The organism is Sulfitobacter sp. G21635-S1, assembly GCF_027213915.1.
Classification (GTDB): Bacteria; Pseudomonadota; Alphaproteobacteria; order Rhodobacterales; family Rhodobacteraceae; genus Sulfitobacter.
Map to the genome: position 1 here is coordinate 53,489 of NZ_JAPWGV010000026.1, position 22,346 is coordinate 75,834.

Here is a 22,346-nt window from a genome sequence, read left to right on the forward strand (position 1 = left end):
GTGGTCATCTCCCTCAGAATTCCATCTCGTCATCGAGACCGCGGTCACGGCCCAGCTCCTGCGCTTCCTGCTGGCCGCGCAACCGCGCAACTTCGGTCGCCTTGTCCTGCTGCAAACCGGCGGCGCGGTCGGTGAAGACCTGATCGCCGGTCTCCTCAAAGGTCATCTCGAGGAATTCCTGCGTGACGGTGATCTGGTCGAGCTTGCTCGGCAGGGCCGCGTCCAGCACCTCGTAGTTTCCGCGCCGAAGTTCGGCCAAGCCTTCCTCGCCCAACTCCTTGAAGAGCTCGGATTGCAGGGTCCGCTCGACGGTCTCTTCCTGCTCCTCGGTAAGCTTGCCGTCGCGCAACATGTCGGCGAGGTCCTGCAGGTAGGGATTGGGCGTCCGATCGTCCTCGTCGATGAGCGGCAGGATCTCCTGTTCTTCGTCCGCGAGGGTCCGACCGATCTCGACACCCAGTTCCTTGGCGCGTTCCATCAGCGCGTCCATCACGCCGTCGACTTTTTCCAGCGCGGCATCGAGCTGGTCGTCATTGGCCGTCTCCACGCTCAGTCCGTCCTTGGCCAGCACCGCGTTCATGTCCCGCTCGACCCAGTCCTGCGCCATGCCGTAGTTCCGCGTACCGCCCGCCGCGATCCGGGCCACCAGCTCCTCGCTGTCCATCCCGGCCTCCTCGGCGCGCTCGAGCACATCGCGCAGCCCATCGCCATTGCCGGACTGCAGCGCCGCGATCAGCACCTCGCTTCCCGCCCCCGGCGGATAGGGTTCTTCGAGCTGCTTGCCAAAGCGCGCGCGCAGGTCCGGATCCGGCACCATCTGCGAAAGGTCCGCGATGATCGGTGCGGCCTTGGCCTCGAAGGCGGCGCGCTCGGCAGGATCCAGTTCCTCGGCCTTGAGCCTGAGCGCTTCGATCGTGCGCTCGGAATAGTCGATCGCATCACCGACGGTCTTGATGTCCTTCATGTCTATCTCTCCTTCGGTGAAGTTCCACGGCGTGCCGGAACCAAGCCCGTCCGCCATGCCGCGCACAGCGCGCGCCATGTGCTGCCGGTCCATCCGGTCCAGCAGGTCGGCGAGGTTCTTGTAGTCCTTGGCGAAGCCCACCACCTGCGCCTGCGCAATGGCGGATTCCTGGGCCGTCAGGGCGATCTCGCGCGGCAGGCGGGCCTCTTCCTTGGCGCGGTAAATCTCCTCGATCCCGGCGGGCTTCTCGAAGATGCCGCGCTCAAGCCGGGTGGTGGCGTCGAGCATCACGCCGTACGCTTCAGCGATCTCGGCCTGCTTCTCGCGCATGAGCTGCGGCGACATCACACCCTCGGCCCAGCAGGAGAACCAGGTGCCCTTCTCGACGCCGCGATTGTTCAGGATGATATGCGCATGCTTGTGCGCCCGGTCGTCATGGACTGCGAGCACATAATCCCACTGGTCGCCGTATTCGCCGCTCTCGAAAAAATGCTCCGTCCAGTCCATCGCGATGTCGCGCACCTGATCGACCGTCACGTCGGTCGGGAAGGACAGCAGCATGTGCGAGGTGAACCCGAGCTTGGTCGAGCCGCGCCAGGTGCCGGCCCAGTCCTCGATGATGTCTTCCTTCTGCTCGTCGGTCAGGACCTCCGCGTCGGTCAGCGCGTTGGTCATCGTCGAGTAGGTGTAGACCGCCTTGTCATTGATGTAGGAGATCTGCGCTCCGAGCGAGGCGCGCGTCTTGCAGCCCCCTGCCCGGATCCGTTTGAAGACCGCCGCGCGGCTCTGACCCGACGCCGCCTTCAGTGCGTTGCGCGCCGACAGGGATCCGACGCGCGCAAAGCTCCGACCCTGCCGACGGCCCGCCAGCCGCGCGTCGATCCGCGCCGCGGCCTGGCCGCGGATGCGCTCATCCTCCCAGAGCCGCCCCATGACGGAGGTGTAGAGGGCGAGGGGGTCAGCCATTTCGAGAGTTCCGGTTCACGATCGAACAGTCATGCATCGGGGTTCGCGTTCGAGGCTTACCGAGAGGCAGCGAACCCCGATCCAAATCTGAACCGGAACTCTCAGGCACCAGCCTCAGACCGCCGCCAGCCACGCGCGGGCCGTCCTCCAGAACCTCGCTCTCCGCCCCCTGCCCTTCTTCCTTTTGCGGCCATTCCTGATGACGCAGTGCTTGTGCGGCATCCTTCATCCGGCCCATCTCACGGCTCATCGACTGCGCCAAATCGAAGAGTTCGATCAGCACGGCGCGGTCCGCCTCCGAGACTTCCAGCAAGCCGCGATGCACCGCCTTGGAAAGTGCCAATCCAGCGTCGCTCACATCCTTCGCCTGACGCCAGGCCGCGCAGAATTCCCCGACCAGATCGCGTGGCACATCGAGAAATCCGCACCGCCCGCGCAGTACCGCATTCAGCGCCTGTGACCGGTTGGCATAGCCCCGTTCGCGCCACTCGGCATCGAAGGCTTCCAGTTCAGATCGACTGGCCCGGAACGCCACCGTTTCGCTCGGATCGCGCACCGTGACGCCCTCGCCCGCCTCCTCTTTCGCGAGCCGGTTCACATGGCGCGGGGAAATGTCGAATGCTGCCGCCAGGTCCTTCGCGCTCTCGCCCGCAGCAAAACGCCGCGCCACTTCGATGCGCTGTTCGAACTTAAGGTTTTTCGCTGGCCTCGGCACGGGTCAGACCCCTCGGACAAAATGTGCAAACATTGGCCATATCCTGCCAACGTCTTTCTTTTCTCCTTCGCTTATACATCAATACATCACATTACACAATATTACGTTTTGCATGTTTTAACTTTTTGCATGGCTTGGCGGCGTCTTCAAAACCCTGCACAGCGAGGCGCTGAATGGGCGCTCTCCTCATCGACAGACAGAGGTTGCTCGGAAAGAGACTGCGGAAACTGGTGCCCGAGCAGCGCGTGAAAGCGCACATATCGAGCGCCCGAGCCGGCCACGGATTGGGCGCCAGGAACACGAAATCGGCCCGCGCGGGATGGCGCAGGTCACACCCTCTGAGGGCGTCACGAAGCTTCTGAGAGACGGCGTCGGACCCCTGCGGACCCGAAGACCCGCAAGGGCATGGGTCAGTGACCCAGTCCCTGATTGCGCAGATCTTCGTAGCGGCCGCGGGCGATCAGTGCCTCGGTCTCGAGGCTGTCGAGAAACTCAGGATGGGCATCTTCATCGAAGGCGGCGAGGTAGGCATCGAAGGCCATGTCGGCTTGCAGTTCGGCGAGGTCGATGGATTGTTCGAGTGTCATGGTGTGATCCTTTCCGTTGATCGTCGTTGGACGGATCGTGGAAAAGACCGGGGGCATGAGAGCGGGCTGCACCCGCCACGGGGCGGAATGAAATGGAGCACGCCGGGGGCAGGTTTGTTGTGAGCGATGCCCAGCAGAGCTCAAGGCGTCTGCCGTCCAGAAACCTGCCTCCGGCGTTGCCGACCGCTCGACCCCGGGCTAGCGATCTGACAGGCCAACAGGTCGACGGAAAGGTGCGCGGCGGTGACCCTGACATGAGACGTTGCCCCCGGAAGCATGACGTTGATTTGCGACTTCATCACCGGCTGCCAACGATGTGTTTGCATACCCAGTGGCTTCGCCAAGACGACCCAGACGCAGGTTGCTGGAGGGAGAGAAAGAATGGGATTCTATTGCGAGATGAACCACCAGCACCCCCGACAGGCCTTTGGTGCCGTCAAGGGTTCACACGATCCTCGACGCAGCCAGAGAGAAGGATCCCAACAGCGTGTATGACCCACCTGGTCCGACGGCCCGCTACTATGACCGCGTCCGAAATATGCCGCGTTCTTCGGACACCGATCTTGGGCCCGCCCAGAGGTAGTTCCCCGGAACGACAAAAAAGCCAGACCGCCGGAGCGGTCTGGCCGATGGCTTAGGCGGCGTCTTTGGGGCCCCAGGGGATGACGGCCTGCAGGGACGGATCGTCTTGGCTAGCGGCCTTGCCGAGGTTGGCGTTGAAGCCGTGGTCGCGGATGGTCAGCGTGTAGTAGTCGGCGCCGGTCTCCTTGTTCTGCTTCTTCCAGATGCCGCCGCACTCGACCAGCTTGCCGCGCGGGGAGCGACCGAGGACGCGGTGCGTGGGGGCCATCGGGTTCGTGCTCCCGACGGGTTCGACCGTGATGTCGAGGTCGAAGGTCAGGGTCGAGATGGAGCCGACGCCCTTGGCGGTCTCAACATCGGCGCTGGTGAATTTGATGCAGTTCGTGGTCATTGCTCTTCTCCTTGTTTGCGTTGCAATGATGGTCAACTTGCAGCTGGCCAAGGCCTGACCACACCGAAGGCGAAGCGCAGCGGAGAGGGGCAGGCGCCGGTCTTTTTGCTGCGCGAGGAATGGCCCGCAGGGCCAAGGGAAAAAGATCGGCGACAACCTTTGTGGACGGGACGACAGCTGCGACCAGCATGTCATGCAAAGCAACAAATCGGGAGAAGTGCGATGGCCGCGGTGGGAAATGTGAATTGCACCGACAGACGCACCAGGGCACATCGGGTTCATTTTCACTCCCAACTAAACCGCGGCAAGTATCCATGATACCTATGAACGAACAAATGGTGGGCCTAGCAGAGCGCCGAGCAAGCGAAGGGAAACAACGAGTCAAAGTGCGGCACTTCGGACAGCCAGGAGGAGGCCAAGCAAACTAATGCACCTAGGCAGACTGGCAGACACCCATGCCGACTAATGGTGACAGTGGTCCCAAAAAACCGTTGCCAACACTTACGAGCTTCGTTTGACGACTGAGCCGATAGCTTTGTTCATGCCTTTCGGGTCATCAACCTGATCGCCGCAGATTGCGGTCCCCATCGGAACGAAAACGTCTCGGAGACGTCGAACCATCCACCGCCATCACCTGCGCCGTGGTTCGCGCCCATGCAGGAACACTGGCAATCGTGTCCGACGGCGTTCCGACAAGCGGGCGCGCACTTCTCCATTTCACGGTAGGGCTGAACGACGTAGAGCCGTCCATATCGTTCCAAGCCACTGTCAACAAAACGATTGAGCCAACTAACTGGTAGCTTCCAGGCTTTCTCGACGGGAGCCCATTGTACTTCGGGCTTCCGGCGTCCGGTTGCCAGACCGAAAAGCCAGCCCCGATTATCGGGACGATATGGCAACCGCGCTGTGAGCTTATCGCCTGAAATCCCGGAACGGACGATGATTGGAATATTTGCGCTATTCCACTGGTGGCGGATTTCGGGAGGGATGGCGGTAGTGTCCATAAAATTCCCTTTTTTGTTATAGAGTTACTTCAGTCATATATGCAATCATCGGGTTTAAAGAAGTCGTGCAGAAGCCGGTTCACCGATCCGCGTGATTTCAAAGATACTGGCAACGGCGGCTGAAAAATGAAACCTGAAATTTCCGAATTCTCTTACGGGTTCGCCCTTACCAATGAACTCGTCGGTTGGGTTGCGCTATCAGCCGCACCCGTGTTCCCAAGCCTGGTCGAGGAAGGCAAAGCAGGGGGCGGCTATGATGTGAAGCTCGACCGGCCAGGTGTTCCCTTGTTTCTGCAATTCAAACGATCCCACTGTATGGTCCGCCGAACGGCGAAGGAACACCAAGCCGTCGTGGCCTTGGGCGGGACACTGAACGTTCCCTACTACCGTTTCCCCATCACCGAAGCGACGACCTCCGATCAGCATGAACTCCTGCTGGCGTTAGATGATGGCTCAAACCTCGTTTTTTACGCGGCACCCCACTTTCACAGGCGAAACGAGATCAATCAAGCCTGGAGTCGGTCTGATGTCGCCCGGCGCTCGCTCTTCGTGGCTCCACGGATGATAGGCCCATTGGACGATGAGCAACACCATGTCGCCTTCGATGGTGGGAATACATGGCTGTGTTCGGAACCACGCGTTCTCGAAGTGCTAACCAACCGAGGGTTGGAGGACAAGCTGAACGGTTTTTTGAAGAAACACGATCAGCCGCTTGGAGAACGCCTGCCGTCGCTGGTGGCGGAAATGCATGAGGCCGAACGGCGCGGGCGGCAGAAAGCCGAGCTGCGCCGCGGCTCAGGTATGCCACAAGATACTTCTATTTCTGACCGGGGGGACATTCCGGTGGTTGAAACCTTGACGCGAAGGTCCATCGTGGAAGGAGAATCTGACGCAGCAATCATGCCGGAACCCGAACCTCCGATGTCGCGTGAGCCCAAGCCTCTCGGAAGCGAAGCAGCCGTACTCCGGCAAGTGGCAGACATCGCCGCGCATGTGTTCGAGACGCAGTTGATCATCGTCCAGCCACGGTAAAGCAGTATGCAGGCCTGAAACCGCCGTATTCCTCGTGGGCATACCCCCCAAAGAAAATTTCCGGGAACGTGAATGTCAGGGGAAAACACTCCCGCCATCAGCGCGTCTATGTGCAAACGCAAATCCTGTCACTTAGCACTTAAAGATGATAATCTGATCTTCCTTATTTCAATGACTTAGCTTTGCCCCTAAATGTGAGAATTGGCACTTAAATTAATAATGGAGACTGGACTTTAGCCCTTAATTCGATAATTGTGGCTCCGATTTTGTCGGGTTCTCATTGTGACCGAACCACTTCTATACGAGATAGACGACGCCGTGTGGGCAGAAGCCTGTCGCCGTGCGGCTGCGATCCGCAGATTCCTGGAATCCAGTTCCGGTGAGTCAACAGTGGCCGCTATTGCCGATCTTGCCTCCGAACTGCAGGTCAGCCAAGCGACGACCTACCGTTTGCTGAGGCGGTTTCGGGCGGACGGAACTGTCATGTCGCTCGTTGAGACCAAGCGCGGACGCCCGACGGGCCATCGCGCTTTGGATGCTCGGCGCGAGGAGATCATCGAGAAGGCAATCCGCACGTACTATCTGAAACCGACCCGGCCACCGGTCTCGCAGCTGGTGCGGGACATTGAAACGGATTGCGCTTCGGCAGGATTGAAGTCGCCGCATCGCCGAACGATCGAGCGGCGGCTGGGCGACCTGGACCTGCGCCACCGGGCGCAGCGTCGGGGCGAAACGCGGACCGTAAAAGCAACGACGGCGGTCCCGGGAACACTGAGCACCTCCCGACCCCTCGAGATTGTTCAGATCGATCACACGAAGGCCGACATCTTTGTCGTCGATGAGGAAACCCGCGAACCAATCGGACGACCGTGGCTGACCCTGGCCATGGATGTCTTTAGCCGTATGGTGACGGGCTTCTACTTGACCATGGATGCGCCATCCCGGCTTTCGACGAGCCTATGCCTGCTGCATTCGGTCTATGACAAGACGGCCTGGCTCAAAGCGCGCGAGATCGAAGAGCCCTGGCCCGTGGCCGGCCTTCCCGACCGGGTGCATGTGGACAATGGCGCGGATTTCCGGAGTCGCGCGTTCAAACGTGGCTGCGAGAATGCAGGCATTGCGATCGACTGGCGACCGCCGGGTACGCCGCGCTTCGGCGGACATATCGAGCGTTTGATCGGCACCCAGATGGGACGGCTGCACCTGTTGCCCGGTACGACCTTCAGCAACGCTCAGGACCTCGCGGAGTATGATTCAAGAAAACATGCGGCGCTGACCCTGCGCGAGTTGGAGCGCTATATCGCCCTCGACATTGTCGGGTCCTATCATCAATCCATCCACAGCTCGCTGAGCCGCCCTCCCCTCGCCGTCTGGTGGGACCATGAAGGCGAGATCCCTCTGCGGCTGCCTGAGGATCGATTGCAGTTCTGGGTCTCTTTCCTGCCGGAGCAGGAACGGACCTTGCGTCCAACCGGCATTCACCTGTTCGATCTGCGCTACTGGTCAGCCGCACTCAGCGCCGATGTCGGCCGGACTGAGCGGCGGCTTCTCGTGAAGTATGATCCGCGTGATATGTCGCGTGTGTTCGTGCGGCGGCCCTCAGGCAACTTCGTCGAAGCCCGCTACGCGGACCTGACCCTGGCACCCATTTCCCTGCACGAGGCTTTGACGGCGCGTCGCACCCTGCGTGAGAAAGGGCGGCGTGAAGTCGATAGCCGCGCGGTTGTGAGGACCGCACTCGAACAGCGGAAGTTGGTTGATGAGGCCGTAAACAGAACCGCTGCCGTGCGGCGCGGCAAAGCTCAGCCGAGGCGTGCCGACGACCTCCGGGATACGGGCACGCTCCGTGGTGTCGACTCCAGCAAACCGGTGCCTTTTGTTGAGGACACCGAATGAGCTGGAGCCATAATGACGAACGATCACCCTCATCTTACCGCCGACGCGGCAGCCCTGCTGTCTGAACCCCAGGCGGGACGCATTCGCGCCATCAGGTCCCGCCGTTGGGTTCTCTACCCTCGCGCAAAGCAAGCCCTCGATCGCCTCGAGGCGCTCCTTGATCATCCGAGAGGTTCCCGCATGCCGTCTGTCGCGATCTATGGCGACAGCGGGATGGGCAAGACCATGATCATGCAACGCTTCCGCGATCAGCATCCGCCACATCTTGATCGCCGTACCGGGATTCTGAAGACACCGGTCCTGGCCATGGAAATGGTTAGCCGCCCCGGCGAGCGGCGCTTCTATGGTGAACTGCTTTCCCTCCTCGGCGCACCCCAGGCACCGCGGGCCGATATTGCTCAGATGGAACAGGCGACGCTGCGGATTATGAAGGCAATCGGCACCCAGGTTCTGGTCATCGACGAGGTCCACAACATCCTCGCCGGGACCTATCGAGAGCAACGTATCGTGCTCAACATGCTGCGCTTTCTCAGCAATCGGCTCCAAATCTCACTGGTCTGCTTCGGCGTGAACGACGCCCGGGAAGCCATCGGCGGTGACGTTCAACTTGCGCGACGCTTCGAGCAACTCACCCTGAACCGTTGGGCCGCCAACGAAGACTTCGAGACGCTGATCGCGTCGATCCTGCGCAATACGCCATTGCGGCGACCCTCTGTGCTGACGCCGAAATCCCTGCGGCGCATTCTGCAGATTACGGACGGTATCACGGCGAACATCTTCCAGATGCTGGGCAGTCTTGCGATCGAGGCTATCGAGAGCGGGACCGAACACATCACCGACGGCGCCGTCGAGGCTTGGGTGCCTGCATTTGATGCCGAAGCGGTCTTCGCATGACGGGACCCCTGCCCGTCACCTTGCCACCTCTGCGCGGCGAAGTCCTGTCATCCTGGATCAGTCGCCACGCGGACTTCTATGGCGTCACGCCGTTGACCATGTTGCGCCATGGATTGCCGGATGCGACATCCCTTGAGGCAATCGATTTTTCCCTGACCAACGCCCAAGCGAACCGGATTGCGGGGATGTTCGGTGTCAGCCCGCAACTTGTACGCAGCCTGAGCTTCGCGGGTGCCCCCAAAGCGGCTCACCGGTTCATCGCCAAGAGTCCAATGCAGCGTTGCGGGCGGTGCACTCAAACCGATGTCAGCCCTCCGCCAATTCTTAGAAGCGAATTGCAGGGGTGGCGGATCACTTGCTCGCACTGTGGGGAACCCTACCAGGACAAGACCACCAGTGACGGCGAACGGACGCTTGAGCCATATCGCGCGGCAGCACGTCGCGGTGAGACCTTGTTGAACAACCACGCAGAGCGCCGCGTGGAAACATGGCTGCCACCTCTGGAGATCGCGCGGCTTCTGCTCATGCGCCGCATCCCCTGGCCGCCCCCGCGTGACGGCGATCTCTGGCGCTACCGGCTCCTCGGCGCCATCGTCCCCGATTTCGATGCCATACTGGCCAGGGAGACTTCGTTTCCACATTCGCCAAAACACCCCATCCTGCCACTCTGCATCCGACCCGCGCTCCTGGCAGGCGTGGCGATCATTGACCGCGCAGGGCCACCGATGCTGAAGATGCTGCACGGGCACATGATGGGCGAGAACAGAAAGCGCTTTGTCATGGCGACAGACCATTTGGTAAGCCCGGCGATCGAGTGGGGACCACCCCAGCAGTTCCAACTGATATGAAACCCGGGCCAGATGATTCTCAGCTTAAAGTGCCAAAAATCTTCAAATCGACCGCATTCTCACATTTAAGTGCTAAGTGACAAGAGCGCGTATTTCCAGGACACCCATGCCAAGATCGGGCTGCTGCCGGGCTGGGGCCTGTCGCAGCGCCTACCGCGGGTCGTCGGGCCGTCGACGGCGAAGGAAATCTCCCTCACCGCCCGCCGCGTGCCTGCGACAGAGGCTGCTTCGCTTGGTTTTGTCACGCGGGTCGTGCCGGATGACGCGCTGGCCAGTGCCGCGCGCGAGGTGGCCGAGGGGATCGCGCAATGGGACCCGGCCCACATCGCACGGATCAAGGCGCTGATGGACGACGGCTATGCCCTGCCGCTGAGCGACGCGCTGGTGCTGGAAGTTGAGCGCGCCGCCGACCTTAACCGACAGGTCAAGATCGGCGGTCCAGGTCCGGCGTGACGGCAATCGCGCCCCGAATCAGCTGACGAATTCGGGGCCGACGTTCGACGTGGCCATACCGGTGCGGTCGGTCCGCCTGCCGTTGAGTGGGTCGAACAGGTGAAGCGCCTCTGCTGGCCAGTCGAGCCACGCCAGCATGTCTTCGCGCAGGGTGGTCGACTTGGGCAAGGTGGCGGCCACGGAGTCGCCCGACGGCATCCGGCAATGGGCCAGCCGCGCGGCGCCGAAATCCTCGATCAGCTCGATCCGGACTTGGACCTTGCCGGTGGCGGGCGAGAGGGAGACATCTTCGGACCGCAGCCCAAGGATCGTGTCGCCGGAGGCCCGGACGCCCGGCAGGTCGATCCTATGATCCTCCGCGCCGGTCAGATGACCAACACCATCGGCGATCCGGACGGGAAACAGCGACATCGCGGGCGAGCCAATGAAGCTGGCGGCGAAGGTCGTAGCGGGGTGGGCGTAGACCTCGGCCGGGGAGCCGATCTGTTCGATCCGGCCGCCGTTCATGACGATCAGCAGATCGGCCATGGTCATCGCCTCGACCTGATCATGGGTGACGAAGACCGAGGTTGCACCAAGCTGACGGTGCAGGCGCTTGATCTCAAGCCGCATCTGTACCCGCAGCTTGGCATCGAGGTTCGAGAGCGGTTCGTCAAACAGAAACACATCCGGCTTGCGCACGATGGCCCGGCCCATGGCGACACGTTGCCGCTGCCCGCCGGAGAGCTGCGCGGGACGGCGGTCCAGAAGCTCGGAGAGGCCGAGGATGCGGGCGGCTTCCTCGATCCGGGTCTGACGCTCGGGCTTGGGCAGGCGGGCGATCTTGAGCGGATAGGCGAGGTTCTCGGCCACGGTCATATGAGGATAGAGCGCGTAGTTCTGAAAGACCATGGCGCAACCCCGGTCCGAGGGTTCGATATCGTTCATCAAGTGATCGCCGATCCGCAGCTCTCCGCCGGTGATCTGCTCCAGCCCCGCGATCATGCGCAGCAGGGTGGACTTGCCGCAGCCCGACGGGCCGACGATAGCGGCGAAACAGCCATCCGGGATCTCGGCGTTCAGGCCATGAACCACCTGTTTGCCGTCATAGGATTTGCGGATGTCGCGGATGCTGACACCGGTCATGCGGTTGCCTCCATGTCGATGATACGGGCGCAAAGGGCGTCGACCGTCGCAGGCGTCAGGCCGATCCGGTCGAGATAGGGGTGGATGCCGCCGTAGGTCGCGTCCAGATGGGCCAGCAGATGCAGCATCGACTGCGGGTCGCTGCCCAGCACGGCGGCGGCAATGGCCGGGTCGGTGCCTTGTTCCAGAACATGTGCCTGAAGGCCGTCGATGATCGGCTCCAGCAACTCGCGCGTCATGGCATAGTCGGTGGCGATGGTCTCGGCATCCACCCCGCCAAGCGCGAGCAGCAGCGCGGCGATCAGCCCGGTGCGGTCCTTGCCGGCGGTGCAGTGGAACATGACCGCGCCATCGGGGGCCTCGGCAATCGCGGTCAGGGTCCGGGCGATGGCGTCGTGCCGCTTGTCGAGCGCCTGGGTGTAGAGCGTGCGCAGCACCTGATCTTCGGGAATGTCGTGGGGGATCCGCAGGCTCTCGAACAGCGGAATCTGAAGGTAGATCACCGCCGGATGGTCAGCAAAGGGGTTGGGGAAGCGTGCGTGTTCCGCCGCGTGCCGCAGGTCGATTACCGTAGTGAGCCCCATGGCGTGCAGCTGGTCCATCGCGGGGCCGTCCAGCCGGTGCAGGCTGTCGGCGCGCAGGATGCTGCGCCAGCGGGTGCTGCCCTGCGTGCCCGGATATCCGCCGAGGTCACGGATGTTATAGGCCCCCGGCACGGAAAGAATTCGGTCGAATTTCATCAGCGCAACCCCGATTTCATAAAGGATTGAATGACCTGCCTTTGCAGGACCACGTAAAAGATCAGGATCGGCAGGCTGGCCATGGTCGAGGCGGCCATCAGCGGACCCCATTGCGTCCCTTCCTGCGTGATGAACATCTGGATGCCGATCTGGACGACCGAATTTTCGGCCGTGCGGGTCAGCAGCAGCGGCCAGAAATATTCGTTCCAGGTCGAGATGAAGATCAGGATCGCAAGCGAGGCGATCATCCCGCGGAGGTTCGGCACGATGATCCCCCACAGAACCCGCCAATGTCCAGCCCCGTCCATGCGCGCGGCCTCGAGCACCTCTTTCGGGAAGGCGCGGATCGACTGGGTCAGCAGCATGATCGCCAGCGCATGGGCGAAATGTGGCAGGACCAGCGCCGTGACCGTGTCCAGAAGGCCAAGCCGGGCGACCAGCAGGTAGTTCGGGATCATCACGACCTGCAACGGGACCAGCCATGTCAGCGCGACCAGCCCGAAGACCACCCAGTCCAGCCGGAACCGGAAGCGTGCGAAGGCATAGGCCGCGAGCACCCCGGTCAGAAGCTGGATCACCGTGACGGAGGCGGAGACGACAACCGTGTTCCACAGCATCGCGCCCATGGGGATCGACTGAAGGGCCTGGGCGTAGTTTTCCAGCGACGGGGCCGTCGGCCAGAGCGTGCCTTCGAAGATGCGGTTGGCGGGCCTCAGGGAGCTGACGATCATCCAGTAGACCGGGAAGACGCAGATGAGCGACAGAAGGATCATGGCCGCATGGCCCGGCAGCATCCGGGTCGCGCCCGCGCGGCGGACAGCCCGGCGGCGCGGGACGGCGAAGGTCGCGGTTTCAGCTGTCATGGAAAGAATAGCGCTCCATCAGACGCAGCAGGAGGAAGGCGAGGGCGCCGAAGCCGAGGAAGAGGATCATCGCGGCGGCGGAACTCCACCCGACGGAGAGGGAGGAAAACCCGAACTCCCACAGCAGGTAGTAGATGTTCGTTGTCGCGCCGAGCGGGCCGCCTTCGGTCAGGACGTGGATATAGGAAAAGCTCCACTGTGCGCCCAGAAGGATTGTCATCATCACGAGGAAGAGGATGGTCGAACTGAGCAGCGGCAGGCGGATGTCGCGGATGATCTGCCAGCGGGTCGCGCCGTCCATCCGCGCGGCCTCGACCAGCGAGGGGTCGATATTGGCATTGGCGGCCGACAGGATAAGGGTCGCGAAGCCGACGAGCTTCCACCCGGTGATGAAGATGATCGTCCAGATGGCGATATCGGGGTCGTTCAGGAACTGGACGGGTTCGAAGCCAAGCGCCGTGATCCCGACATTCACCAGCCCGTGCCCGGGGTCGAGCAGCCAGCGGAAGACAGATGCGGCGACCACGGGGGCGATGATCATCGGCAGGAAGATCAGCGCGCGATAGATGTTGCGGGCGCGGGGCGGCAGATCTTCGGTCCAGATGGCGATGGCCAGCGGCACGAGCACCGAAAAGGGCAGCATCCCCAGCATGTAGATCGCGGTATTGCCAAGCGCCTGCCAGAGCTTGGGCAGGGCGAGGATGTTTTCGTAGTTCTTCCAGCCCACGAAAGTCTTGGGTGCGAAAGGGAGCATGTTCCAGTCGTAGAAGCTGAGCCATGCCGCCTGCACAAGCGGCGCGTAGATCCAGATGACGAAGGTGGCAATCGCCGGGAAGAGGAAGAACCAGGGCAACGAAAGGCGCCCGATCTTCAGGGATCGGCGCGGCTGTGCGCGGGCAGGGGTGTGGATATCGGCGACGGTCATTTCGGCTCCTCGAAGGAACGGGGGCGGATCGGGCCGACCCGGGGGCCGACCCGAAGTTCAGGTCAGCTTCCGGGCATCATGGCCTGGGCTCGGGCTTGCGCGCCTTGCATGATCTCGGCCACGTCGCCGTCGCCAAAGACGGCTTGCTCGGCGGCCTCCATCAGCGTTGCGGCGACTTGGCGATAGCTGGTGCCGGGGTACGACCGCCACGGCTCCATCCGCTCAAGCTGGGCGAGGTTCGGGCGGACCAGCGGGTTCGCATCGACCCAGTCCTTCAGATACTCCGGATCGTCGACGATGGCGGTCCGCAGCGGCAGGTAGCCAATCTTGGAGGTGATGATCGTGTAGCCCCGTTCGGAGGTGAGGAACTTCATCAGCTCCCACGCCGCGCGCTGCTTGACCGGGTCCTGAGAGAACATGACCAGCCCGCTGCCGGAATTGGTCGGCGACGCGGGACGCTCGCCAAAGCCCGGCATCTGCGCGGCGCGCAGTTCATAGTTGCCTTCGGCCTGGCTCAGCAGGTGGTTCTGCAGGGCAGATGAGTTGATGTACATCGCAAGCTTGCCCGCCGCCATGCTTTCCAGCGCCTCCCCGCGAGAGATATTGCCGTAGACGCCCGCATCCTTGAGACCGCGCAGCATGGCGACTGCCTCGATGGTCTCGGGCCGGTCAAAGGTGACGGCCGTGCCCGCATCGTTTATCACGCTGCCGCCGTTGGACAGGATGACGGATTGCAGCAGCCAGTCGTACGGGCCGACCTGCACGCCGATGATGCCGCCGGCAAATCCGTTGGCCTCGGTCTTGTCCTGAATGGTCAGGGCGTAGTCCTTGACCTCTTCCCATGTCTTGGGTGGCTGGTCGGGGTCCAGCCCGGCCTCACGAAAGAGGTCGGCGTTGTAGAATACCATCGGGGTGGAGAAGGTATAAGCCAGTGCATAGGTCTTGTCGCCGACCTTGCCGAGGTCGAGGCCCGAGGGGACCATGCCCTCCACATGCGCATCCCAGTCGGCCTGTGGCACGGCCTGATCAATCGGCACGGCGCCCAGCTGCTGCCCGGCGTAGGCGAGGTCCGAGAAGATCACCTGCGCGACATCCGGTGGACGGCGGGCGGCGATATCGGTCTGGACGCGGGTGCCCATGTCAAAGGCGTTCACGCCGACGCCCTCGACCTTGATCATCGGGTTCGCGGCCATGAATTCTTCGATCAGCTGAACGGTCGCGTCGTGACCCAGCCCGGCGGTGGCGAGGTTGTAGTTGTAGAAACTGATCTCGACCGGTTCGATGATCTCGTCGGCCATTTGCGCCCAGACGGGGCCGGTGGCCATGGTGGCAATACCAAGCGCAAGCAGCGCGCGGCGGGATAGGGGGAAGGTCATGGTGTCTCCTGTCGGTTTGTTTGGGTGTGGTCGCGGGCCTGAGGATCAGCCCACGACCTCGGCGGCGGGTTCGGACATCAGGCGGGCGGCGTCTTCATGGCTCATCGCCATTACGGTGCGGCCTTCGGAGGGCTGGGGCAGGAAGTTCACGGTCAGCCCGCTGTCGCGCAGGGTGCAGACCGAGAATCCGGTGCCGTCGGTGGCTTCGATCGCCATGTCGCTGAAGGGCTGCATCCGGGAGTGGTGGCCGTTGCCGACAAAGACCGGGACGCCGTTCCAGATCGACACGCGGTCCTGATGGATATGGCCGCAGAAGAGGCCCAACAGGGGCCGTCCGCTCAGGACCTTGCGGAGCTTTTCGGTATCTTCGGCAGCGAGGCATTCAAAGGCCGGTTCGTCTGCACCCATCATCGGCGGGTGATGCAGGACGACCACCTTTGGCAGGTCCGCGTGACGGTCGAGCGCGGCGGCCAGCCATTCAAGCTGCGCGTCCTCAAGCGTGCCGTGGATCTGATCCGGGGTCGAGCTGTCGAGAACGATGACATGGACCCCCGCGATGACCGCCTCATGATCGTAAGGCGCGTCCAGATCGGCGCTTTCGCCCAGCATCTCGCGCCGGAAATCGGGGCGGCTGTCGTGGTTGCCAAGGGCAAAGAGGGTCGGAATATCGACGTCGTCCCAGATCGCCCGCAGGCGCTGATAGGCGACCGGGTCTTCGTTGTTGGTCAGGTCGCCGCTGACGATGATGAACTCGGGCCGGTCGGGCAGGGCGTCGATCCGGGCAAGCGCGTCCCGCAGGATCGCGGCCGTGTCGGAATAGAGGTGCGGTTCGTCAACATCTGGGTTCGACATGTGCAGGTCGGTGAGGTGAACGAAGGTCTTTGGCATCGCGGGTCTCCTTGGGCATGCCTTTCCTGATCGCGGCCGGTGGCCGCGGCGGGATGGCTGGGTCTGGCTGTTGTCCGGTGAGGCCGGAAAGGTCCGGGACTCACCGCTTGAGTTCGGGTTTTCCATCGACTAGCGTGACTATGTGACAACTGAATGAAGGTTCATTCATGAATTTGGTCAGGGCAGAAAAACCGCGCGGCGACGACAAACGGGCGCGCATTATCAAGGCAGCGGGAGAGCAGTTCGTCCTGTCCGGCCTGCAGGGTCCGATGTCGGAGATCGCCGAACGGGCGCACGTGGCGATCGGATCTCTGTACCTGTATTTCAAGTCGAAAGAAGAGTTGATCAAGGCCGTCTATGCCGATCTGGCCGCCGAGATGACGGCGTTTCTGGTCCGCGAACCCGCCCCGGACGAGCCTCATGAAGAGCGGGTGAAGCGTTACATACGGGACTACCTCGATTTCATCGCGATGGATCCGGATCGGGCGAGCCTGTTCGGTTACTGAAGTGGTCCTATCATTTCGGACAGGTTTGCAGCGTTTCTAAGGTGTATCGGGTTTAGGTTTCATGCTGCTTTTTGCTTTTCCAAGCCTGCCCAATATGCGTCGTCTGGCGTCCGCCGATCAAGCCCGGAATGGGGCCGCTTGGTGTTGTAGAAGGCCATCCAGTCCTTAACGACGCGCCGCGCCTGGAAGCCGTCGGTGATTTCCTCAAGGTAGATGGCCTCTTGTTTCAGGCTTCGCCAGAGGCGCTCGATGAAGATGTTGTCGAGGTAACGGCCGCGCCCATCCATCGAGATGCGCACGCCTGCCTCGGTCAACGTCGCGATCCAGGCTGATCCCGTGAACTGCGACCCTTGATCCGTATTCATGATCTCCGGTGGGCCGTGTTTCGCGATGGCCTCGTTCAGAGCCTCGACACAGAAGTCGGCATGCATCGTGTTCGACAGCCGCCAGCTGAGCACCTTGCGCGTGGCCCAATCCATGATGGCAAGCAGATACAGGAAGCCGTTCTTGACAGGCACGAAGGTGATATCCGCACACCAGACCTGGTTGGGTCGGTCGATCTGCATTTTCCTCAGCAGATACGGATAAACCGGGTGCTGCGGATGCCGCTGGCTGGTTCTGGGGCGCTTGTAGATTGCCTCCAGCCCCATCTTCGCCATCAGTCGGCGCACGCGATGGCGGCCCACGACGGTGCCTTCCCGGCGCAGATAGGCCGCGATCTGGCGTGACCCGAAGAACGGATACTTCGTGAACACGCGGTCAATCTCTTTCATCATCGCCAGCGTCTCGGCATCAACACCGACCGGCGTGTAGTAGAACGCCGACCGGCTCAGGTTCACCAGCTTGCATTGCCGGCTGATGCTCAGTTCGGGATGGTCGCGCTGGACCATCGACCGTTTCTTTGCCGGGCTCACCTCTTGAGCCCTTCCGACAAAAAATCGTTCTCCACCGCCAGCCTCCCGATCTTGGCGTGAAGCTCCTTGACTTCGGCTTCGGTCGGGCCGCTTTGCTTGCCGCCCGAGAATACGTCCGCCATGCCCTCGATGGCCTGCCGCTTCCACGTGCTGACCTGGTTAGGGTGCAGCTGATGCTTCGCCGCGATCTCCTGCACGGTCTTGTCGCCACGCAGCGCTTCCAACGCCACCTTGGCTTTAAACTGGTCTGTAAAGTTCCGGCGCTTCGCCATTCTCGTATCCCTTCAAAGGTTTGGGATACACCTTAGCCGACTGTCCGGATTCCTGGGACCACTTCAGTGGCGCATGGGTCGACAAGTTTGTGTCGCAAAGCAGTGTTTGAGCTACTCCCCATCTCTTGGACAGGATCTGGCGTAATTTAAGCTACTCGTTGCACCTGCTGATCGGGTTGGTTGATATCATTTCTCTGCCAGTAGACCAGCGCCGGAGGCTGGCCGCCCAGGGCTGAATGCGGGCGCTGGTGGTTGTAGAAGGTCATCCATTTCCGGATGGCCTCTTTCGTCTCCGATCCGGTCTCCCAAGCATGCAGGTAGACGCATTCGTATTTCAGGGTGCGCCACAACCTCTCGATGAAGATGTTGTCGAGGAACCGGCCTTTCCCATCCATCGATATCCTCACCCCTGATCGGCGGAGCCGATCCGTCCAGGCAAAGGACGTGAACTGGGATCCTTGATCGGTATTCATGATCTCGGGCGGGCCGAAGTTGTGGATGGCCTCGTTCAACGCGTCGACGCAGAACTGGGCTTCCAACGTGTTCGAGATCCGCCAGGACAGAACCTTGCGGTTGTGCCAGTCCATGATCGCCACGAGGTAGAGGAACCCGCGTCTCATAGGCAGATAGGTGATATCCGAGCACCAGACCTGGTTTGGGCGTTCTACCCGCAGCCCTCTGAGCAGGTAGGGATAGGTCTTGTGCCCCTTCGCCGGCCTGCTTGTGTTGGGTTTCTGATAGATCGGCATCAACCCTGTCACTTAGCACTTAAAGATGATAATCTGATCTTCCTTATTTCAATGACTTAGCTTTGCCCCTAAATGTGAGAATTGGCACTTAAATTAATAATGGAGACTGGACTTTAGCCCTTAATTCGATAATTGTGGCTCCGATTTTGTCGGGTTCTCATTGTGACCGAACCACTTCTATACGAGATAGACGACGCCGTGTGGGCAGAAGCCTGTCGCCGTGCGGCTGCGATCCGCAGATTCCTGGAATCCAGTTCCGGTGAGTCAACAGTGGCCGCTATTGCCGATCTTGCCTCCGAACTGCAGGTCAGCCAAGCGACGACCTACCGTTTGCTGAGGCGGTTTCGGGCGGACGGAACTGTCATGTCGCTCGTTGAGACCAAGCGCGGACGCCCGACGGGCCATCGCGCTTTGGATGCTCGGCGCGAGGAGATCATCGAGAAGGCAATCCGCACGTACTATCTGAAACCGACCCGGCCACCGGTCTCGCAGCTGGTGCGGGACATTGAAACGGATTGCGCTTCGGCAGGATTGAAGTCGCCGCATCGCCGAACGATCGAGCGGCGGCTGGGCGACCTGGACCTGCGCCACCGGGCGCAGCGTCGGGGCGAAACGCGGACCGTAAAAGCAACGACGGCGGTCCCGGGAACACTGAGCACCTCCCGACCCCTCGAGATTGTTCAGATCGATCACACGAAGGCCGACATCTTTGTCGTCGATGAGGAAACCCGCGAACCAATCGGACGACCGTGGCTGACCCTGGCCATGGATGTCTTTAGCCGTATGGTGACGGGCTTCTACTTGACCATGGATGCGCCATCCCGGCTTTCGACGAGCCTATGCCTGCTGCATTCGGTCTATGACAAGACGGCCTGGCTCAAAGCGCGCGAGATCGAAGAGCCCTGGCCCGTGGCCGGCCTTCCCGACCGGGTGCATGTGGACAATGGCGCGGATTTCCGGAGTCGCGCGTTCAAACGTGGCTGCGAGAATGCAGGCATTGCGATCGACTGGCGACCGCCGGGTACGCCGCGCTTCGGCGGACATATCGAGCGTTTGATCGGCACCCAGATGGGACGGCTGCACCTGTTGCCCGGTACGACCTTCAGCAACGCTCAGGACCTCGCGGAGTATGATTCAAGAAAACATGCGGCGCTGACCCTGCGCGAGTTGGAGCGCTATATCGCCCTCGACATTGTCGGGTCCTATCATCAATCCATCCACAGCTCGCTGAGCCGCCCTCCCCTCGCCGTCTGGTGGGACCATGAAGGCGAGATCCCTCTGCGGCTGCCTGAGGATCGATTGCAGTTCTGGGTCTCTTTCCTGCCGGAGCAGGAACGGACCTTGCGTCCAACCGGCATTCACCTGTTCGATCTGCGCTACTGGTCAGCCGCACTCAGCGCCGATGTCGGCCGGACTGAGCGGCGGCTTCTCGTGAAGTATGATCCGCGTGATATGTCGCGTGTGTTCGTGCGGCGGCCCTCAGGCAACTTCGTCGAAGCCCGCTACGCGGACCTGACCCTGGCACCCATTTCCCTGCACGAGGCTTTGACGGCGCGTCGCACCCTGCGTGAGAAAGGGCGGCGTGAAGTCGATAGCCGCGCGGTTGTGAGGACCGCACTCGAACAGCGGAAGTTGGTTGATGAGGCCGTAAACAGAACCGCTGCCGTGCGGCGCGGCAAAGCTCAGCCGAGGCGTGCCGACGACCTCCGGGATACGGGCACGCTCCGTGGTGTCGACTCCAGCAAACCGGTGCCTTTTGTTGAGGACACCGAATGAGCTGGAGCCATAATGACGAACGATCACCCTCATCTTACCGCCGACGCGGCAGCCCTGCTGTCTGAACCCCAGGCGGGACGCATTCGCGCCATCAGGTCCCGCCGTTGGGTTCTCTACCCTCGCGCAAAGCAAGCCCTCGATCGCCTCGAGGCGCTCCTTGATCATCCGAGAGGTTCCCGCATGCCGTCTGTCGCGATCTATGGCGACAGCGGGATGGGCAAGACCATGATCATGCAACGCTTCCGCGATCAGCATCCGCCACATCTTGATCGCCGTACCGGGATTCTGAAGACACCGGTCCTGGCCATGGAAATGGTTAGCCGCCCCGGCGAGCGGCGCTTCTATGGTGAACTGCTTTCCCTCCTCGGCGCACCCCAGGCACCGCGGGCCGATATTGCTCAGATGGAACAGGCGACGCTGCGGATTATGAAGGCAATCGGCACCCAGGTTCTGGTCATCGACGAGGTCCACAACATCCTCGCCGGGACCTATCGAGAGCAACGTATCGTGCTCAACATGCTGCGCTTTCTCAGCAATCGGCTCCAAATCTCACTGGTCTGCTTCGGCGTGAACGACGCCCGGGAAGCCATCGGCGGTGACGTTCAACTTGCGCGACGCTTCGAGCAACTCACCCTGAACCGTTGGGCCGCCAACGAAGACTTCGAGACGCTGATCGCGTCGATCCTGCGCAATACGCCATTGCGGCGACCCTCTGTGCTGACGCCGAAATCCCTGCGGCGCATTCTGCAGATTACGGACGGTATCACGGCGAACATCTTCCAGATGCTGGGCAGTCTTGCGATCGAGGCTATCGAGAGCGGGACCGAACACATCACCGACGGCGCCGTCGAGGCTTGGGTGCCTGCATTTGATGCCGAAGCGGTCTTCGCATGACGGGACCCCTGCCCGTCACCTTGCCACCTCTGCGCGGCGAAGTCCTGTCATCCTGGATCAGTCGCCACGCGGACTTCTATGGCGTCACGCCGTTGACCATGTTGCGCCATGGATTGCCGGATGCGACATCCCTTGAGGCAATCGATTTTTCCCTGACCAACGCCCAAGCGAACCGGATTGCGGGGATGTTCGGTGTCAGCCCGCAACTTGTACGCAGCCTGAGCTTCGCGGGTGCCCCCAAAGCGGCTCACCGGTTCATCGCCAAGAGTCCAATGCAGCGTTGCGGGCGGTGCACTCAAACCGATGTCAGCCCTCCGCCAATTCTTAGAAGCGAATTGCAGGGGTGGCGGATCACTTGCTCGCACTGTGGGGAACCCTACCAGGACAAGACCACCAGTGACGGCGAACGGACGCTTGAGCCATATCGCGCGGCAGCACGTCGCGGTGAGACCTTGTTGAACAACCACGCAGAGCGCCGCGTGGAAACATGGCTGCCACCTCTGGAGATCGCGCGGCTTCTGCTCATGCGCCGCATCCCCTGGCCGCCCCCGCGTGACGGCGATCTCTGGCGCTACCGGCTCCTCGGCGCCATCGTCCCCGATTTCGATGCCATACTGGCCAGGGAGACTTCGTTTCCACATTCGCCAAAACACCCCATCCTGCCACTCTGCATCCGACCCGCGCTCCTGGCAGGCGTGGCGATCATTGACCGCGCAGGGCCACCGATGCTGAAGATGCTGCACGGGCACATGATGGGCGAGAACAGAAAGCGCTTTGTCATGGCGACAGACCATTTGGTAAGCCCGGCGATCGAGTGGGGACCACCCCAGCAGTTCCAACTGATATGAAACCCGGGCCAGATGATTCTCAGCTTAAAGTGCCAAAAATCTTCAAATCGACCGCATTCTCACATTTAAGTGCTAAGTGACAACTGGTTGGCTGCATGGCGGTCCTGTTTCTCAGCGTCAAGCGGGAGGCCACGCGCC

Annotated in this window: 20 protein-coding genes and 1 pseudogene; 9 read left to right on the top strand and 12 right to left on the bottom strand. The window is 61.7% G+C overall.

Features of this window, described 5'->3' with window-relative positions:
* Nucleotides 1-13: 13 nt before the first annotated feature.
* From O4H53_RS21185 to O4H53_RS21200, 4 genes are all read right to left on the bottom strand, one after another.
* Nucleotides 14-1,930 carry a relaxase/mobilization nuclease domain-containing protein gene (locus tag O4H53_RS21185; protein WP_114295286.1) on the bottom strand — a complete coding sequence of 639 codons (1,917 nt, stop codon included), beginning with the start codon at nt 1,928-1,930 and terminating at the stop codon, nt 14-16.
* On the bottom strand, nt 1,923-2,645 hold the full coding sequence (locus O4H53_RS21190) for a ribbon-helix-helix domain-containing protein (protein ID WP_233501446.1): 723 nt from the start codon (nt 2,643-2,645) through the stop codon (nt 1,923-1,925). Before O4H53_RS21190 ends, O4H53_RS21185 begins: the two co-directional genes overlap by 8 nt.
* 410 nt (nt 2,646-3,055) lie before the next feature.
* On the bottom strand, nt 3,056-3,232 hold the full coding sequence (locus tag O4H53_RS21195) for a hypothetical protein (RefSeq protein WP_235602448.1): 177 nt from the start codon (nt 3,230-3,232) through the stop codon (nt 3,056-3,058).
* Between the two features lie 634 nt (nt 3,233-3,866).
* Nucleotides 3,867-4,205, bottom strand: coding sequence for a DUF736 domain-containing protein (locus O4H53_RS21200; RefSeq protein WP_064225024.1), 339 nt, complete (start codon nt 4,203-4,205; stop codon nt 3,867-3,869).
* A 1,130-nt stretch (nt 4,206-5,335) separates the two neighbouring features.
* Here O4H53_RS21200 and O4H53_RS21205 point away from each other — a divergent pair.
* From O4H53_RS21205 to O4H53_RS21225, 5 genes are all read left to right on the top strand, one after another.
* Nucleotides 5,336-6,241: a hypothetical protein gene (locus O4H53_RS21205; RefSeq protein WP_114295287.1), complete on the top strand. Its 906-nt coding sequence runs from the start codon at nt 5,336-5,338 to the stop codon at nt 6,239-6,241.
* 282 nt (nt 6,242-6,523) lie between these two features.
* Nucleotides 6,524-8,137, top strand: coding sequence for a Mu transposase C-terminal domain-containing protein (locus O4H53_RS21210; protein ID WP_107817728.1), 1,614 nt, complete (start codon nt 6,524-6,526; stop codon nt 8,135-8,137).
* Nucleotides 8,138-8,149: 12 nt separating this feature from the next.
* Nucleotides 8,150-9,031 carry a TniB family NTP-binding protein gene (locus O4H53_RS21215; protein WP_067267035.1) on the top strand — a complete coding sequence of 294 codons (882 nt, stop codon included), beginning with the start codon at nt 8,150-8,152 and terminating at the stop codon, nt 9,029-9,031.
* Nucleotides 9,028-9,879 (top strand): TniQ family protein, encoded by an 852-nt coding sequence (locus O4H53_RS21220; RefSeq protein WP_082852112.1) that lies wholly within the window; start codon nt 9,028-9,030, stop codon nt 9,877-9,879. The genes O4H53_RS21215 and O4H53_RS21220 overlap by 4 nt, the downstream gene beginning before the upstream one ends.
* Nucleotides 9,880-9,948: 69 nt before the next feature.
* Nucleotides 9,949-10,332, top strand: a complete 384-nt coding sequence (locus O4H53_RS21225; protein ID WP_067264167.1) for an enoyl-CoA hydratase-related protein — start codon at nt 9,949-9,951, stop codon at nt 10,330-10,332.
* Between the two features lie 18 nt (nt 10,333-10,350).
* Here O4H53_RS21225 and ugpC read toward each other — a convergent pair whose 3' ends face one another.
* The 6 genes from ugpC to O4H53_RS21255 all read right to left on the bottom strand — a co-directional run bounded on the left by ugpC (nt 10,351) and on the right by O4H53_RS21255 (nt 16,249).
* Nucleotides 10,351-11,457 carry a sn-glycerol-3-phosphate ABC transporter ATP-binding protein UgpC gene (gene ugpC / locus O4H53_RS21230; RefSeq protein ID WP_067264170.1) on the bottom strand — a complete coding sequence of 369 codons (1,107 nt, stop codon included), beginning with the start codon at nt 11,455-11,457 and terminating at the stop codon, nt 10,351-10,353.
* On the bottom strand, nt 11,454-12,197 hold the full coding sequence (locus O4H53_RS21235) for a tyrosine-protein phosphatase (protein ID WP_067267189.1): 744 nt from the start codon (nt 12,195-12,197) through the stop codon (nt 11,454-11,456). Before O4H53_RS21235 ends, ugpC begins: the two co-directional genes overlap by 4 nt.
* Nucleotides 12,197-13,060 (bottom strand): carbohydrate ABC transporter permease, encoded by an 864-nt coding sequence (locus tag O4H53_RS21240; protein WP_067263926.1) that lies wholly within the window; start codon nt 13,058-13,060, stop codon nt 12,197-12,199. The genes O4H53_RS21235 and O4H53_RS21240 overlap by 1 nt, the downstream gene beginning before the upstream one ends.
* Nucleotides 13,050-13,985, bottom strand: coding sequence for a carbohydrate ABC transporter permease (locus O4H53_RS21245; RefSeq protein ID WP_082852031.1), 936 nt, complete (start codon nt 13,983-13,985; stop codon nt 13,050-13,052). The genes O4H53_RS21240 and O4H53_RS21245 overlap by 11 nt, the downstream gene beginning before the upstream one ends.
* A gap of 62 nt (nt 13,986-14,047) precedes the next feature.
* A complete protein-coding gene (locus O4H53_RS21250; RefSeq protein WP_269366966.1) occupies nt 14,048-15,361 on the bottom strand; it encodes an ABC transporter substrate-binding protein in 1,314 nt (437 codons plus the stop codon).
* 45 nt (nt 15,362-15,406) lie between these two features.
* Nucleotides 15,407-16,249, bottom strand: a complete 843-nt coding sequence (locus O4H53_RS21255) for a metallophosphoesterase (RefSeq protein WP_067264461.1) — start codon at nt 16,247-16,249, stop codon at nt 15,407-15,409.
* Between the two features lie 167 nt (nt 16,250-16,416).
* Between O4H53_RS21255 and O4H53_RS21260 the strand changes: the two genes are divergently transcribed.
* Nucleotides 16,417-16,755, top strand: a complete 339-nt coding sequence (locus tag O4H53_RS21260) for a TetR/AcrR family transcriptional regulator (RefSeq protein WP_067264464.1) — start codon at nt 16,417-16,419, stop codon at nt 16,753-16,755.
* A 59-nt stretch (nt 16,756-16,814) separates the two neighbouring features.
* On the opposite strand, the gene O4H53_RS21265 is transcribed toward O4H53_RS21260, so the two are convergent.
* Together O4H53_RS21265 and O4H53_RS21270 are read right to left on the bottom strand one after the other, a co-directional pair.
* A protein-coding gene (locus O4H53_RS21265; RefSeq protein ID WP_240310525.1) for an IS3 family transposase occupies nt 16,815-17,941 on the bottom strand; the annotation gives its coding sequence in 2 pieces (ribosomal slippage) (nt 16,815-17,680 and nt 17,680-17,941; 1,128 coding nt in all).
* Nucleotides 17,942-18,087: 146 nt separating this feature from the next.
* A pseudogene (locus O4H53_RS21270) lies at nt 18,088-18,696 on the bottom strand (IS3 family transposase); the annotation flags it as partial.
* A 156-nt stretch (nt 18,697-18,852) separates the two neighbouring features.
* On the opposite strand from O4H53_RS21270, the gene O4H53_RS21275 reads away from it, so the two are divergent.
* From O4H53_RS21275 to O4H53_RS21285, 3 genes are read left to right on the top strand one after another with little or no spacing between them, the layout of a single operon-like run.
* Nucleotides 18,853-20,466, top strand: a complete 1,614-nt coding sequence (locus O4H53_RS21275) for a Mu transposase C-terminal domain-containing protein (RefSeq protein WP_107817728.1) — start codon at nt 18,853-18,855, stop codon at nt 20,464-20,466.
* Nucleotides 20,467-20,478: 12 nt separating this feature from the next.
* Nucleotides 20,479-21,360 carry a TniB family NTP-binding protein gene (locus tag O4H53_RS21280; RefSeq protein WP_067267035.1) on the top strand — a complete coding sequence of 294 codons (882 nt, stop codon included), beginning with the start codon at nt 20,479-20,481 and terminating at the stop codon, nt 21,358-21,360.
* A complete protein-coding gene (locus O4H53_RS21285) occupies nt 21,357-22,208 on the top strand; it encodes a TniQ family protein (protein WP_082852112.1) in 852 nt (283 codons plus the stop codon). Before O4H53_RS21280 ends, O4H53_RS21285 begins: the two co-directional genes overlap by 4 nt.
* Nucleotides 22,209-22,346 lie beyond the last annotated feature (138 nt).